General features: G+C 62.2%; 10 protein-coding genes and 1 pseudogene. 1 reads left to right on the top strand and 10 read right to left on the bottom strand.

Annotation, left to right across the window (positions count from 1 at the left end):
• The first annotated feature begins 120 nt into the window (after positions 1-120).
• Positions 121-1020 carry a hypothetical protein gene (locus tag ACSQ83_RS05550; RefSeq protein ID WP_436227454.1) on the top strand — a complete coding sequence of 300 codons (900 nt, stop codon included), beginning with the start codon at positions 121-123 and terminating at the stop codon, positions 1018-1020.
• A 24-nt stretch (positions 1021-1044) separates the two neighbouring features.
• On the opposite strand, the gene ACSQ83_RS05545 is transcribed toward ACSQ83_RS05550, so the two are convergent.
• From ACSQ83_RS05545 to ACSQ83_RS05500, 10 genes and pseudogenes are all read right to left on the bottom strand, one after another.
• Entirely contained in the window at positions 1045-2181 is a 1137-nt protein-coding gene (locus ACSQ83_RS05545) for a diguanylate cyclase (protein ID WP_436227453.1), read from the bottom strand.
• A gap of 34 nt (positions 2182-2215) precedes the next feature.
• Positions 2216-3232, bottom strand: coding sequence for a chemotaxis response regulator protein-glutamate methylesterase (locus ACSQ83_RS05540; protein ID WP_436227452.1), 1017 nt, complete (start codon positions 3230-3232; stop codon positions 2216-2218).
• Positions 3233-3257: 25 nt separating this feature from the next.
• Positions 3258-5612 carry a hybrid sensor histidine kinase/response regulator gene (locus ACSQ83_RS05535; RefSeq protein ID WP_436227451.1) on the bottom strand — a complete coding sequence of 785 codons (2355 nt, stop codon included), beginning with the start codon at positions 5610-5612 and terminating at the stop codon, positions 3258-3260.
• Complete coding sequence (locus tag ACSQ83_RS05530) at positions 5609-6373, bottom strand: chemotaxis protein CheW (RefSeq protein ID WP_436227450.1); 765 nt, start codon at positions 6371-6373, stop codon at positions 5609-5611. The genes ACSQ83_RS05535 and ACSQ83_RS05530 overlap by 4 nt, the downstream gene beginning before the upstream one ends.
• Positions 6366-7745, bottom strand: a pseudogene (locus ACSQ83_RS05525) (CheR family methyltransferase). Before ACSQ83_RS05525 ends, ACSQ83_RS05530 begins: the two are co-directional and overlap by 8 nt.
• A gap of 134 nt (positions 7746-7879) precedes the next feature.
• Entirely contained in the window at positions 7880-8347 is a 468-nt protein-coding gene (locus ACSQ83_RS05520; protein WP_414952022.1) for a chemotaxis protein CheW, read from the bottom strand.
• A 42-nt stretch (positions 8348-8389) separates the two neighbouring features.
• Complete coding sequence (locus ACSQ83_RS05515; protein WP_436227494.1) at positions 8390-9955, bottom strand: methyl-accepting chemotaxis protein; 1566 nt, start codon at positions 9953-9955, stop codon at positions 8390-8392.
• 657 nt (positions 9956-10612) lie between these two features.
• Positions 10613-11890 (bottom strand): type II toxin-antitoxin system HipA family toxin, encoded by a 1278-nt coding sequence (locus ACSQ83_RS05510; protein WP_436227449.1) that lies wholly within the window; start codon positions 11888-11890, stop codon positions 10613-10615.
• Positions 11887-12159, bottom strand: coding sequence for a helix-turn-helix domain-containing protein (locus ACSQ83_RS05505; protein ID WP_414967823.1), 273 nt, complete (start codon positions 12157-12159; stop codon positions 11887-11889). The genes ACSQ83_RS05510 and ACSQ83_RS05505 overlap by 4 nt, the downstream gene beginning before the upstream one ends.
• 214 nt (positions 12160-12373) lie before the next feature.
• Complete coding sequence (locus ACSQ83_RS05500; RefSeq protein WP_436227448.1) at positions 12374-14779, bottom strand: AsmA family protein; 2406 nt, start codon at positions 14777-14779, stop codon at positions 12374-12376.
• Positions 14780-14838: the final 59 nt, after the last annotated feature.

Below are 14838 nucleotides of genomic sequence, written 5' to 3'. Positions count from 1 at the left end.
TCCTTCAACTTAACTTCTTCAATTTCTTCGCCGAAAACTTTCACTATTCAGATAAATCGCGTTATTTCGGATCGGACTTTCCCATAGGCTGCGAGCTTTCGTGTATTTAAGGGAAATGCCATGTCTCGTTCACCGCTTCGCGACCTGTTTCGGCTCGTTCATTCAGGACTGGAAAAAGTCGCACTGGCATGCGCCGCCTTTGGTTTGATGCACGCGACAGCTCGCGCGGGCGAATCCGCTGTTGACAGCGTGGCCGCGGGTGAGCAATGGAGCAGTCACGCCGCGCCCAATCTCGTAGTGGACGACGCCTGGAGCAACCCCGCCGTACCCAGTGTCGCGATCGACGATGCCTGGAGCGCACCGGCTGCCGATCGGTTGAAATCGTCCAGACAAATCCACGCTGCGGTGTCGACATCACAAGTGTTACCAGCGTCTTCATCAGCACAACAGCCACTGGCGGCCGCAGCGATGCGTGCGCCGCTAGCAACGGCCATCGAGGAAGCACCCTCTGTTCTCGTGATGGATCACTCCGACTGGAACGAAACGCCGCGTGGACGTGCTCCCGGTCTGATTGCATCCCATGACGCGTGGCTCAAGCGCATTACGCCCGTAGCCAAACCAACCGAACCAGCTGAACCAGCGAAAGCGCCAGTACACAGCGCGCCCCCAACGTCGGCCGATCCGTGGAGCGCTCCCCCGGCCGGCGGCGTTACATCGGATGATGTTTGGGCACCTGCGCCGGTGGCTTCTTCCGCTGCCGTCGACGCCGGCTCGCACTCGAATTTCGTGGTTACGCCCCACGTCAGGCTTGCGCTCATCAGCGAAGCTCAGGACGCTTCATCTTCTGACGCATCGCCAACAGTTTCGGCAACCGGTCGGCCGATGAATCGACGGACCCGTCCGATTGTTCACCACTCCTCGAACGCATCGCGGTCATCGGCGACGCGGCGCGCAAAGGCAACCAAAGCGCCAGTGCGCGCGTGGTGCTGTTCGGGATCGGCGAGCGCGCGGTATCGGTAACTCGCTGCCAGGCTAAACAAGAAATCAACTCGCGATTTCCACCCGATTACGTCCGTCACGCTTGGCCCGATACAAAGCCAAATCGGCGGCTTCAATCAACTGCTTCATGTCTTCACCGGGCTGCGGCACCTGCATGACGCCGCCCACGCTTATCGTGAGCCGATCGCTTGCCGAACCCGTATGCGGCACGGCAAGCGCCTCCACCGCCATGCGGATCTTTTCGCCGAGCAGGCGCAAGCCGCCAGTCGATGTTGACGGCAACACCACCGCGAATTCCTCGCCGCCGAAACGGGCGGCGAGATCGGCGGGACGGTTCAGGCTCGATTCAATCGCACGCGCGACGAGCTTCAGCACGTCATCGCCTGCTACGTGGCCGTAGGTGTCGTTGTACGACTTGAAGTTATCCACATCGATCATCAGCAAGCCGAGCTGCGACCGTTCGCGCGCTGCGCGTTTCCACTCGGCGGTCACGTAGTCGTCCAGGCAGCGCCGGTTCGATAAACCCGTCAGCCCGTCCGAATTGGTCAGGCGCTGCAGTTCCAGATTGGTCTCAAGCAGCTTTTGCTGCGACATCCGCAACGCGCGATACGCCTCGTCTCGCTGCAGCAAATTCAGATACGAGCGCGAGTGGTATCGAATCCGCGCAATCAGTTCGATCGTGTCCGGCAGCTTCACCAGATAATCGTTGGCGCCCGCGGCAAACGCGGCGCTCTTGATGCGCGGTTCTTCCTTCGTCGACAACACGATGATCGGGATATCACGGGTCGCCTCGTTCTCGCGATATTGACGCACCAGCGTCAGCCCATCGACGCCCGGCATGACCAGATCCTGCAGGATCACGGTCGGCCGCGTGGCCTGTGCAATGCGCAACGCGTCCTCGGGATTGGCGCAGTAATGAAAATCGAGCCGCGGCTGATCCTTCAGCGCCCGGCGCACCGCTTCCGCAACAATGGTCTGGTCGTCGACCAGCAGCACCATGACCGCGCTGTCGGCGGCGCTGGGCGCATCCATTGCATCGGCAAGCAGATCGTGGGCCGAGCGCTCGTCGGTTGCAGTATCGAGGGGAGCCGCCGGGCTTTCCGGACGGGATTCCTGGATGGCCTGCTCGCGCCTTGCGCGCTCCGCCAACGGATCTGCATTTCGATGTTCCCGATGTTCCATAACCGAATCCTGTTCTGAGTCGAGTTCGAGCGCGTCATTTGCGCGACGATGTGAACGCCTTTTGCACGGCATTCGCGATGTTCGGGAGGGGCAGGATGGCGACCGCCGCGTTCAGGGCTGCCGCTGCTTTCGGCATGCCGTACACGGCGGATGTCGCTTCGTCCTGCGCGATCGTGTGATAACCCTTGGCACGCATGGCGGCGAGGCCCGCCGCGCCATCGCGTCCCATGCCGGTCAGCAGCACGCCGACCGCATTGCCGCTCCAGCGCGCAACGACGCTTTGAAAAAACACATCGATAGATGGGCGGTACGGCGTCGCCAGCGGCTCTTTCGTGTATCCGAGCCTGTTGCCGCCGCCGCAGAAATGCAGGTGGTCGTTGGTCGCCGCGAGCAGCACGCAACCCGGCTCCGGCCGGTCGCCCTCGCGCGCCACGCGCACGGGCAGCGTCGATTGTTCGTTGAGCCAGTCGGCCATGCCGATCGCAAAGGCCTGGTCCACGTGCTGGACAATCACCGTAGCCGGCGCAAAGTCGGCCGGCAGCGCGGCCAGCAGCGTCGCCAGCGCGCTTGGGCCGCCGGCCGACGCGCCGATCGCGAGCAAATCGGTGTCGGAGGTAATACGCGGTGCGGCGGCGATTGGATTCGCGGCGGCTTTCGTGGCCTGCCGGGCGGCAATCTGGTCGATCTTGGCGGTCAGCGCCGCGATCCCCCGCTTTGCATCCGGGCCGGCGAGCACCGGGGTATCGACGGCATCCAGCGCGCCTGCGCCCATCGCCTCGTAGACCCGCCACGCGTTCGCGCCTACATCCACGGTCACGATCAGGATCGCGCACGGCGTTTCGCGCATGATGCGCCGCGTGGCTTCCGTGCCGTCCATATGCGGCATGACGAGATCCATCAGTACGACGTCGGGTTTCTGCGCCAGGCAGTAATCGACTGCCTGCGCGCCGTCACGGGCGACCCAGATCACCTCGAAGTCACGCCGCGTCGCCAGTGCCTGGCGCATGGCGTCCACCGCCAGCGGCATGTCGTTCACGATCCCGATCTTCATCGCTCGCCTCTCTTTTTTAGTGTTCTCACGACTGCGCTTCGCCGATCAGATCCCGCACTGCATCGAGCAAGGTCTGGTCGTGGAAACTGCCTTTCGCCAGATAATAGTCCGCTCCTGCATCCAGCCCCCGCTGGCGGTCTTCCGCGCGATCCTTGTACGACACGATCATCACCGGGGTCTCGCGCAGTTGCGGATCGCGCCGGATCAGCGTCACCAGTTCGATGCCGTCAAGGCGCGGCATGTCGATGTCGGAGATCACCAGGTTGAAGTGCTCGCTGCGCACCGCGTTCCAGCCGTCCATGCCGTCGACGGCAACCGTCACGTCGTAACCGCGCCCGGCCAGCAGCTTGCGTTCGAGTTCACGCACAGTGAGCGAGTCGTCTACCACCAGCACGCGTTTTCTCGACGCGGCGACCACGCTCGTCATGCCCGAAGAAACACGCCCAAGCTCGCCGTCGACAACCAGCTTTTCGACCGCGCGCAGCCAGTCGTCGAGATCGGCGATCAGCAGCGGATCACCGTTTTCCATCAACGCACCCGCTGCGATATTCGGTATCTTCCCCAGGCGTTTGTCGAGCGGTTGCACGACCAGCATGCGTTCGCCGAGAAAGCGGTCGACGACCACGCCGTAGCACGTCGCGCCCTGACCGATCACGACGACATTGAGCGTGTCGCGGGCGGTTTCGAACGAGCCTGAGCGCAGGATCTGGTGAGCGGTGACAATGCCGAGCCGCCGCCCTTCGAACGCGAAATGCTGATGTCCTTCGAGCAGGTCGATCGATGCCCGCGGCAGGACGAGCGTGCGTGTCACGTGCGCGAGCGGCAGACCGTACGGCTCGCCATCCACTTCGACGATCAGACTGCGAATCACCGACAGCGTTAGCGGCAACTGCATCAAAAAACGCGTGCCGCCCAGTGCTTCCTGCGTAACGCGCAAGTTGCCGCGCACCTGGCGCACGACGTCCTGCACGGCATCAAGGCCGACGCCGCGGCCGGAGACATCGGTGACGGTATCGCGCATCGAGAAGCCGGGCAGGAACAGGAACTCCAATAGTTCGGCATCCGAAAGACGTGCAGCCGTGGTCTCGTTGGCAAGGCGTTTCCGGACGATGGCCCGGCGCAGCGCGTCGAGGTCCACGCCGCCGCCGTCGTCGCTGACGCTGATAAAAAGCGACCCGGCGCTATGGCGGGCTTCCAGCGTGATCGTGCCTTCCGGCGGTTTGCCTAGAGCGCGCCGCAACGATGGCGCTTCAATGCCGTGATCGACGGCGTTACGCAACAAATGACCCAGCGGCGCGTCGAGCAGGTCGAGGATGTCGCGATCCACTTCCGTCGCTTCGCCCGCAATCACGAAGCGCACTTGTTTATCGAGCGAGCGCGCGACGTCGCGGACCATGCGCGCAAAACCGCCGGTGGCATCGACGAAAGGCCGCATCCGGCATTCAAGCGCTTCGTCGTAGAGTTGCTGCGAGAGATGCGTCGAACGCCGGTCGTAGTTTTCAAGTTCGGCCAGACGCTCACCGAGCTGGCGATGCGCTTCCGCGTTCAGGCGGCGCACCTCGTCCAGCGCATCGAGGGTGCGTGCGTCGAGCGCTGCTGTTGCAGTCGGGGCCAAGAAGCCAGCCGATGAACCCGTTGCCGAGGCAGCCGCCTCGGTCAGCGATTCGTGCAGGAAATCAAGCGCCCGGCTGGCGTCCCGCTGGATCCGCTTCACGCGCAACATGGAGTGCGCGAACGGCTTGAGCCAACGCGACTCAACCAGCGATTCACCTGAATGACTCAACAAGCGGTCGAGGGTATCGGCGCGAACGCGCAGCATGCGGGCCGGTTCGCGCACTTCAGTGGAACGGGCCTGATCGGACGCGGCTTGCTCGACCACCGGCGCGGAGAGTGTCAGTTCATTCGATAGATCAAGGTCAGCGCCAGACTGAGGCACGTCTAAAACCAATGCGGACGTCGCGACGGTAGCGCCGTTCATCCGTGCATTCAAGGCATCGACGAATGCGTCCACGTCGGTTTGCGACAAACTTTCGTCACCGGACCCCTGCCCGATCTTCAAGATCAGGTCGACGCCGCTCAGCAGCACATCGATCATGCCGGCGTCCACGCTGACGCGGCCCTGTTGTGCGCCGACGAAGCAGTCTTCCATCACATGCGCGAGGCTCACGCCGTCCGGCACGCCGACGATCCGCGCCGCGCCCTTCAGCGAGTGCGCCGCCCGCATGCAGGCTTCGAGCGTCACCGGATCGCGCGGGGCGCGTTCCAGCGCGAGCAGGCCATCGCTCAGGATCTGAGCCTGCGCCCGTGCTTCCTCGCGAAACAAGTCGATGAGCGACGGCTGGCGGCGGCTTGACCCCTGTCCCGTTTCAGCGCCGCTCATGTGAAGCTCCGGTTCAAGGTCTCGAAGAGTTTGGCCGCGTCGAGCAGACCGACCGTCACGCCATTCCACGCCGTCACGGCGACCGCGTGGGATGCCGACATGCTGGCGATGGTCGTTGGCACCGCCTGGAAATCTGCGCGCGCAAAACGATGCACGCCGTCGACTGCATCGACGGGAAACACGATCGGATTGCCAAGATCACCGTGCTCGCCAGCGTCTGTGCCCGGTTCAATGACCAGCAAGCGCGCAAGATCCCGGGCGTCGGTACCTTGCTGCTCCGGTCTGCGTCCATCCTGGCCCACCACCGACGTAATCCCGAACAAGCGCGCCAGCGACGCACATACGAGCAACGTGCCGCGCACATTCACCACGCCGAGCACCGCGCGATGACGCCGGTGCGGCAACGAGTGAATCGGGCGCAACTGAGCGACCTGCTGGAAGATCGCGGTGGGCAAAGCCAGCCATTCATCGCCGATGCGAAATACGAGCCACGACGTGGCATCGGCCTCGCGAGCCGCATAGTCGGTCAGCGACTGCGCCGTCTGGCGATGCAGGGGAGTGTGTTCGATCGCGGTATCGGCGGAATGCTCGCGGTCCAGCACGCGTGCCGCGGCGGCATTGTGGACAGGACAATTGCGGCAATGGATGTACTCGGCCAGGCGCGGACACGAACCATCGCCGCGAACGCCGATGCGGTTCCAGCAGTCGTCGATCGGAGCATCCATATCTGCGGTAAAACTCAGGTCGCGAGGATCACTCATGGCGGCCTCCTGATGCACGTTCGGCACGTTCAGCGCGGGCCAGCAACAGCTGCGAGCCCGCGCTATCGCCCTCCAGCCTGAGCACGGCGGCAAGATGCGTCAGCGCCTCGCCATGCCCGGGGTCAAGATAAAGCGCGCGTTTGTAAAACCCCCTCGCCTCGCTTTGCTCACCTTGTGCATCGGCGATCACACCAAGCAAGTAGTACGCGTTAGCGGCGGCCGGATGCGCCTTGAGATAGGACCGCGCGATATCGGCGGCTTCGAGCAAGGCGCCAGCATCGGCAAGTGCCTGGGCTTGTTTGAGCGTGCCCGGCTTGGCGGCAGAGTGTGCGTGGACCGACATGTCTGGCGCTGCGCGCGGCGCGCCGAATGAAAATGAGCGTGGCGATGCATCGTTCAGGTTCGTAGCCGGCACGCCTCGATGGCTAAACGCACGCTCCACCGGCGCTTTTGGCGTCGCCGCTCTCGCGGCAAATTCCATTGCCCGCTCTGCAGCGGCAATGGCAGCGAACAATGCGCGTGGCTGAACGCCCAAACTTTGTTCGCCCGGACTGCGCGCATTGGTCAGCGTCGGCCGAGCACTCCCGTCTCCCTCTTCCGGCCGTCTGAACGCGAACGCCAGAACCAGTTTCGCCGACGCCATGCCTTCACGCATCATCAGCCCCGTTTCCGCCGGTCCGACAAACAGTGTTCCGCCCAGCGCGAGCAGGCCGTCCAGCACCCGCATGGCCGTGTGCTGCGTCTGCCGGCCAAAGTAGATCAGCACGTTGCGGCAGAAGACAAAATCGAAGGGTTCGAACGTCTGCGGATCGAGCGTCAGCAGATTCGCCTAGCGAAACTGCACTCGCTCCGTCACCTCCGGCAACAGCCGCCATTGAGCACCCGCCTGCGCGAAAAAACGCTCGCGAAATCCGAGCGCGCGGCTGCGGAACGCATTGCCGCCATAGTGCGCGTGGCGGGCGATATCGAGCGCATGGCCGCTGATATCGATGGCATCGATGGAAAAACGCTCGGGCGCAATCCCCGCGTCGAGCATGGCCATGGCGGCGGAGTAAGCCTCCTCGCCCGTCGAGCACGGCAGGCTCAGGATTCGCACCGGCTTGAACGGCTGATCGAGCAGCCGCGTCCGCGCCAGCTTGACCAATGCGTTGAACGCCTCGGTATCGCGGAAAAACCACGTCTCCGGAACAACCACTGCTTCTATCAAGGCCTGCAATTGGGCCGGCACGCCGTTCACCACCAGCCAGAACGCTTCGAGATTGGCCCGCGATTCGTCCAGGCCATCGGCACCTGCCGCCCGCCACGCCGCAAACCGGTCCGATACGGCCCGTTCGATCGCATTCTCGCCGATCGACACCGGGTCCAGACCCATGGTCCGTTGTAAAAGCCCGGCGAACTGCACGACTTGCGCGTGCGGGAGCGGCTCGCGACGGCTTTCATGCAGCGCGTGGGTCTTGTCCAGCGCGTGCGCCGTGCGACGGGCCTGATCGGAACGCGTACCGTGCTTCATGCTTCGCTCTGCGTAAAGAGTTGCGCTTGCACGTGCTCCGGCAACAGGTGTTCAATGCGGACCCATTGAACGAGACCTTGAGCGTCGCGTGCGAGCGGCCCGAGATAGCGCGCGTCAGTCGCTTCGATACCAGCAGGGCTGAACGCGGCAACGTCGAGTGTCAGCGTTCGTGTGGCGCGTTCGAGCAAGATGCCGAGGCGCTTATGTTCGACACCTGTCGGGCCTTCATGCGGATAGAACACCAGGGCGAGGCGCGTGGACAAACGTTCGTGCGAACGCCGGCCCAACGCGAGCGCAGCCAGGTCGATGACCGGTACGGGCAACGCTTCATATTCCAGCACACCCGCGACCCAATCCGGCACGCTGGGCATGGTCTTCAGCGGCACAAGCGACAGCATGCGCTCGACTTGCGAACTGTCGATCACATAGCGGTCGTTATCGAGCGTGAACTGGATGAAGAGCATGGTCTCAGTGGCCGATCGAATGGTCGGAAAGTGCGCGGGACATTACGTCGCCACCTTGAAGCGAGATACGCCGGTGCGCAGGCCATTCGCGGTGTGCGTGAGGTCATCGATAGCTTGCGTCGACTGGCGCAGCGACTCGGCCGTCTGCTGCGCGGCTTCGGACAATTGCGCGAGCGCCTGCGTGATCTGGTCGGCGCCCGTCGCCTGCGTCTGCATGCCTTCATTGACCATGACGAACCGCGGCGCGAGCGTCTGCACCTGCTGGATGATCTGCGATAGTTGGCCGCCGACCTGCTGCACGTCCGTCATGCCGCGCCGGACTTCTTCGGAGAATTTGTCCATGCCCATCACGCCCGCCGCGACCGCTGACTGGATCTCCTTCACCATCTGTTCGATATCGAAAGTGGCGACCGCCGTCTGGTCTGCGAGACGGCGGATCTCGGTTGCCACCACCGCAAAACCGCGCCCATATTCACCGGCCTTTTCCGCCTCTATTGCCGCATTCAGCGACAGCAGGTTGGTCTGGTCTGCGACCTTCGTAATGGTGGCCACCACCTGGTTGATGTTGCTCGCGCGTTCGTTGAGGATCGCGAGCTTGCCGTTCACCGATCCCGCGGCTTCCATCACGAGCCGCATGGTGTCTTCCATCCGCGTCAGGCCCACTTGGCCCGTTCCGGCGAGCAGCGCCGACTGCTCGGCCACGCCGGACACTTCGTTCATCGTGCGCACGAGATCGCGCGACGTGGCAAAGATCTCTCGCGACGTGGCGCCGATCTCGGTCGTCGTCGCGGCGGTTTCGCTTGCCGTGGCCTGCTGTTCGCGGGCCGTCGCGGCAATTTCCGCCACCGATGTCGTGACTTGCACCGCCGACTTCTGCGCCTGACCGACCAAGCCGGTCAGTTCGTCGGTCATGCGGTTGAAGCCCGCTCCCAGCGCGCCGAATTCATCCCCGCGTTCCAGTTGCAGGCGCTGCGACAGATCGCCGGTACGCATTGCATCGACGACCTCCACCAGCCGCTGCATCGGCACCGCGATCGCCCTGAGCAACAGGAAGCCGGCCCATGCCGCCACCAGGAAGGTCGCCAGCACGACTACGAGCAACGTGATCTCAGCCTTGCTGACAGAATCGCGAATGCTCTTCGACGAGCGCGTCTGCTGCTCGTTGTTGCGTTCGACAAGCGCCCGCACCACGGTCCGCCCCGTTTCCCAGACCGGCGTGAGCTGGGTGTTGAAGGCGCTGACGGCAGCCGCCTTCGACGCCGGCATATCGGCCAGGATCTGCTCCTGGATCGGCGCATAAAGAGAGCGCTGCTGCTTGAAATCGTTGAAGAGCCGGCGATCGGTTTCATCGAAAACCGTCGACGCGTACTGGTCGATCAGCTTGTCGAGCGAATCGCGGGTTTCCGCAATGCGCTGGGTGTCGCGACGGACCTGGTCAGGCTCGGTATCGATAAATATCAGCCGCTGGGTCACCGTGTAGTTTTCAAACCACGCCGCCCGGATGGTCGTCGCGAGATAGACGCCCGGCGACGAATCTTCTTCCTGGCTGCGCGCATCCCGGTCGATTGCACCGAGAAGGATGTACGAACAGACGGCCATCACCAGCATCAGCGCGAGGATCACGCCGAAGCTCACAAGAATCCGATTTCGAATGGTTAACTGCTTCACGCATGAACCTTTTTCAGTAGGGTTGTGCTTGAGCGCCGGTAAGTGAGCGCACGGCACCCCGGTCGACAAAGGGGTGCGGCGCAATTTTAAGACGGAAAACGAAACGCCTTGCGGATAAATACAGGCTTTTGTCCGACTGTTGCTAGTCGCAGCATTCATGCGGATGGCGACAGTGGCCGACGTTGTGCACAGAAATTGGGGACGACCCTGTTGACAACGTTCTGACAAACCCCGGAACGCGTTGAACGGAAACGCTTTTCAGGCGCAGCTTCAAAGCTCGCCGGGCATGCGGATTCGAGTGTTTTAGCCAGCGAAGTTGTGCACACAAACTGTTGAAGAACCTGTGGACAAGCGTGAGGTTATCTTCTCAAGTCGTTGATAAATAAGCACAGATTTGAATCGATTCGTTTTGAACCATGCGTTGCGTGCCGGTTTGGTGTGTTGCCTGGCCCGGCACCAACCGGCGAGTTATCCCCAGTAATTGTGGGCAGGCTTGTTGATAAGCTCGGGGCTCAACGCTTAAGTCGCTGACGCAGCACGGTTTAATCGACGTGACTCAAAAGCGGTGACTCGTCAGCGCTTTGCGGTGCTGACGTCTCAGGGAACACGAAAGGCCGGACGCTTCACATGAGCGACAGGAATTGGGCCAGTGCGACGGATCACCTCTCGAATCCGCTCGAGCAGGTCGTCGGCCTTGTATCGATCGTCGTGGCTGAGGCGCTCGGACACGGTATCGAATGCCTGGTCGATACGCAGCAGGATCGCTTCGGCTTCAGCGCGTTTTAGGCCCAGCCGCTCGCCATATGCAATCAGCTGCCCGGGCACGGGGAAAACCTTCGACTTGTTCAGGTTCAGCGCCATCCGGCCGTCCAGCAACGGATACACGCCCGTGCAGACGACATCGTAGATAGGCGAGAGCCGGCGCGGGCCGGTTGGATCGCTATAGATAATGCCGATGTTCTTCATATGCGCGTCGCCATCGCGTAGAAAACACGAGAGTGCGACGCGCTCGAACAGACGCAGCGATTGCGCACGGAAATCGGCGCCGGTGTAGACCTCCACCGCCCGCCCGATCATCTCGTAGCTGCCGCGATATTTGTCGTTGCCGGTCAGCACGCTCATGTCCTCGAAGCCGAGCGGCGTGCCGTCCGGCGCACGGTCAAAACGCGCCATGACGAACAGCAGGCCGTCGTTGGAGAGCCAGAAATCCGGCACGTCGAAACCCGCCTCGCGCGCCACCGACATGCACAGGAATTCGTTGCGGGCGATCCCCTCATAGTCGTCGCCCTCGGCCTTCACGATCACCGTGGTCAGCGGCAACGCCGCGTGTGCGTCGATCGTTGCCACGCTTGCGGGACGCTCCGGAGCGAGCGGCACGACGGTCTTCGGCTGCACGCCCGAAATGCCCGAACCGAGCGCATATTTGTTCACCAGCCGCTCGAACAATTGTCCTGATGGCGACGACAGCAGTTCGTCAAGCCGCTCGCCTTCGCCTTCGGGCACGGTCTGGCCGTGCAGCGCGTAGGTGAGTCTGCCAATCTGGTTTCGTCCGGCGAGGAACAGCAGGAACATGTCGCTGGGCGTGCCGAAACGGGCCAGCCGTTCTTCGATGATGTATCGCAAATAACCTTCCGGGCGATTCATCGCGAACACGTTCATCAGCGCGCCGCTGCTGTAGCTCTTGCGCCGTACAGGCATGGTCAGCGAAATAGCCGCGTCCGGCTCGACTTCGCCATAGTTGAAGACGAACGTGCTCTCCTTCGCCAGCAAACCGGCCATGCCCTGCGGCGTGTGGACGTCGAGACGGCGAATTTTGCCGAAGAGCTGTTCCAGGTCGAACGGCGGAGCGGGCTTAAGCGGCGACGGCGTGCTCATTCATCCTCCCTGAAGAAGAAGTCGAGGTCTTCGTAGACCACCGTGTCTTTCGGGCGCAGCGTGAAGTCGTAGCCGAGCGCGTTGGCGATCCGGCAAAGCTCATGAAGGCCGACGTTCTGCGCGCCCTCCGCATTGGTGATTGTGCGCCGGGCCACGCCCGCGCGATCAGCCAGCGTCTGCTGACTCATGCGTCGCTCACGACGGAGCGAGCGAAGTTCCGCTGCCACTCGCTCGAAATTGCTGATGGGGTCTGTGTATTTGCGCGTCATGAGGCGCAATTGTAGGCTTTTTTTGATTTTTGCGCAGTATGATGCGCATTTTTTCTAACCGTTTTTTGTCGATCGGTCATGACAAAATGCGCATCATACTGCGCATTTTTGTACATAGAAGTTAAAAATGCGCGTCAAGACGCGCATTTTTAGGCGTTGAATAGTTGGACGACATTGATTCATCTTACGAAATGGGCTACCTCCGTGCCGCCTGTCAGCTGCCGCGATAAAGCGCCGCACTGGCCGGCGTCGACACTGCCGGACGGGCCGAGCTTCCCTTTCCACTTTTCGTCGCCTCGTTCGACTTGTCGGACGACGAGGACCCGGCCGCCGGATTTGTCACCCCCGGCTCCATATACCCGGGCGCACCCTTCGCCTTTTGCTTCTGTCCCGGCGGTGGCGCTGACGGCGCAGTACGCATATCGGCAAGCATTTGCGTGCACGGCAGCGGTTTGTTGTTACTCGGTGCGATCAACGGAATCAGCGCGGCAAAGGGGTTCAGCAAACCAAGCCCGACCGCCGCCACGCCGCGTGCCGCCAGCGCGCCGGCACTCACGCCCACATGCGGGTCCTTGAACGTCCCCTTCACGTATAGCGGCGAGCGCAACGAAAACACCCGGAAACCCTTCGTGTGCGGATGAATGTTCAGGTCCATCTCCTCGGTCTTCAGATTGACGGTGCCGTCCATGTTGATCACGGCATCGTCGGTATCGAGGGCAAAGACGCGCGAATCCAGCACGCCATTCGTCGCGACAAAATCCGCCGCCGCACAGTTGATCTTCACGTCGTGCTTGCCGAAGAGCTTTTCATAGACCGCGTTCGCCACGTTCAGCCCTGCCGCTTCCATGTACAGCCGGCTGACCGTGCCGTCGGTGATCAGCGTCTTGATCTCGCCGTTCATGGTTCCGGCGAGTGCGGCCGGCGAGTTACCCGTCGCCGATAACGCCGCGTCTCCGTTCACTTCACCCAGCGCTGATTGCATCGTCTTGACGGTCGGCAGCAACTGCTTGAGCTTCAGATGCCGCGCCGACGTCGAGAAACGGCCCTCGAGCGGCTCCTTGCTGCCATCGAGGTGAATGTTGGACGACAACGTCCCGCCCGCCACGCCGAACGACAGCGGTTCGAACGACAGCACGCCGTCCGTCATCAGCACGTGCGTATAGAGGTTGGTGATCGGCAGCGCCGGGTCCTTGATGATCTTGCGGCCGGTGAACTTCACGTCGGCGTCTATCGCCTTCCATCGATCAGTCTTGAACTCCTCGGTCGGCAGCGCCTTCGACGACGGTTGCTTCTCGGTGTCGCCACGTTTCGCTTTGCTCGCGTTGGAATCGGCGCCGATGATCGGTGCGAGATCGGAGAATTGAAGCAGGTTCGATACAAGCTCGCCCGAGAGCAAGGGCCGCGGCTTGCGTCCCACGAACGTCAGCGAGCCGTTCAGGTCGCTACCGCCCACGCGGCCGGTGAAGTTCTCGTACCTGAAGACATTGCCGTCGGCCTTGAACTGGCCGACGAGCCGCCCTTCCGTCGCATACGGTGGCGTTGCCGGCAGCGTCACGCCGACGATCGGATACAGATGCTCGAGGCTCACGCCCTGCAGCCAAAGCCGCAAGTCGAGTGCGGCGAGGTGAGCCGGGTCCGTCACCGTCCCGACAAATGCAATATGCGTATCGCCGATACGAATATCGGCCTGCACGGGGAACGGGCGCATGGCGTCCTGCAACGCCAGCACGCCGCCGACCTTGCCGTCGCCTGAAACCGCCACGCTGTTGTATTTGCCCTTCACCGTCCAGCCGATGCCATAAGGCGGCACGGGCGGCTTCGGCCCTTCCTTCGTGGTAATGCTGGTGTTCGCCGAGACGCTCGCCGGATTCGGCGCGCTCGCATTTTCAGCGGCTGCGGCCGATGCCGCGGAGGCAGCCGCTGCTTCAGATGCCGCCGCTTTATCGACTTGCTGGTTCAGCTTGGTCGCGCCGCTCTTGCCGACCACTTGCGCCGACGATTTCTGCGATGCCGCTTCCTGCTGCTTCATCACGTCGCCGATAGGAATCATCTGGCCCAGCGTATTCACAACGACTTGCATGTCCGCTTTCGTGATTTCATCGGCATAGGCAATATTGCCTTGGTTCAGCGCGATGTCATGCAATTGAAGGTTCCAGGTCGACGGTTCAGCCGATTGCTTGAACTTCAGCGTCCAGTTATTGCGGTTGTCTTTCAGGCGTTCCAGATCGACTGAGGGATTCACCAGATTGATCGATGGAATCACAATGTTATGCGCGAGCAGCGGCAGAATTGCGACCTGGAAATCGATCTCGTCGAGCGTCGCGAAGAACTTTTGTTTAGTCCAGTCGGGGTTTGCAATCGTGATTTTTTCCGCCGAGAAACGCGGCCACGGAACCCAGCGGCGCCAGCCGGTTTCACCGGGCGGCCGCTGCCAGCCGACCTTCAGGTCGCCTGTAATCTGGAACTGCCGGCCGATGGCCTGCGAGACTTTATCGTCGACCCAGGGACGGGCCCGGTTCCAGTCGAAGGTTAAGAAAACGATCACCAGCACAGCGATCAGGACGATCAGAATGCCAATGATCCAGGCGACTGTTTTTCCGATTTTCCGGCCAAGCGCCATAGCGGCTCCCTCTATTTTTCTTGAAACATCGGGCAGCACGTCCCGTGCCCGGCGATGAT

It is taken from the genome of Caballeronia sp. LjRoot29, from assembly GCF_964252755.1.
Classification (GTDB): Bacteria; Pseudomonadota; Gammaproteobacteria; order Burkholderiales; family Burkholderiaceae; genus Caballeronia.
This window is presented reverse-complemented; position numbering and strand designations above follow the sequence as displayed.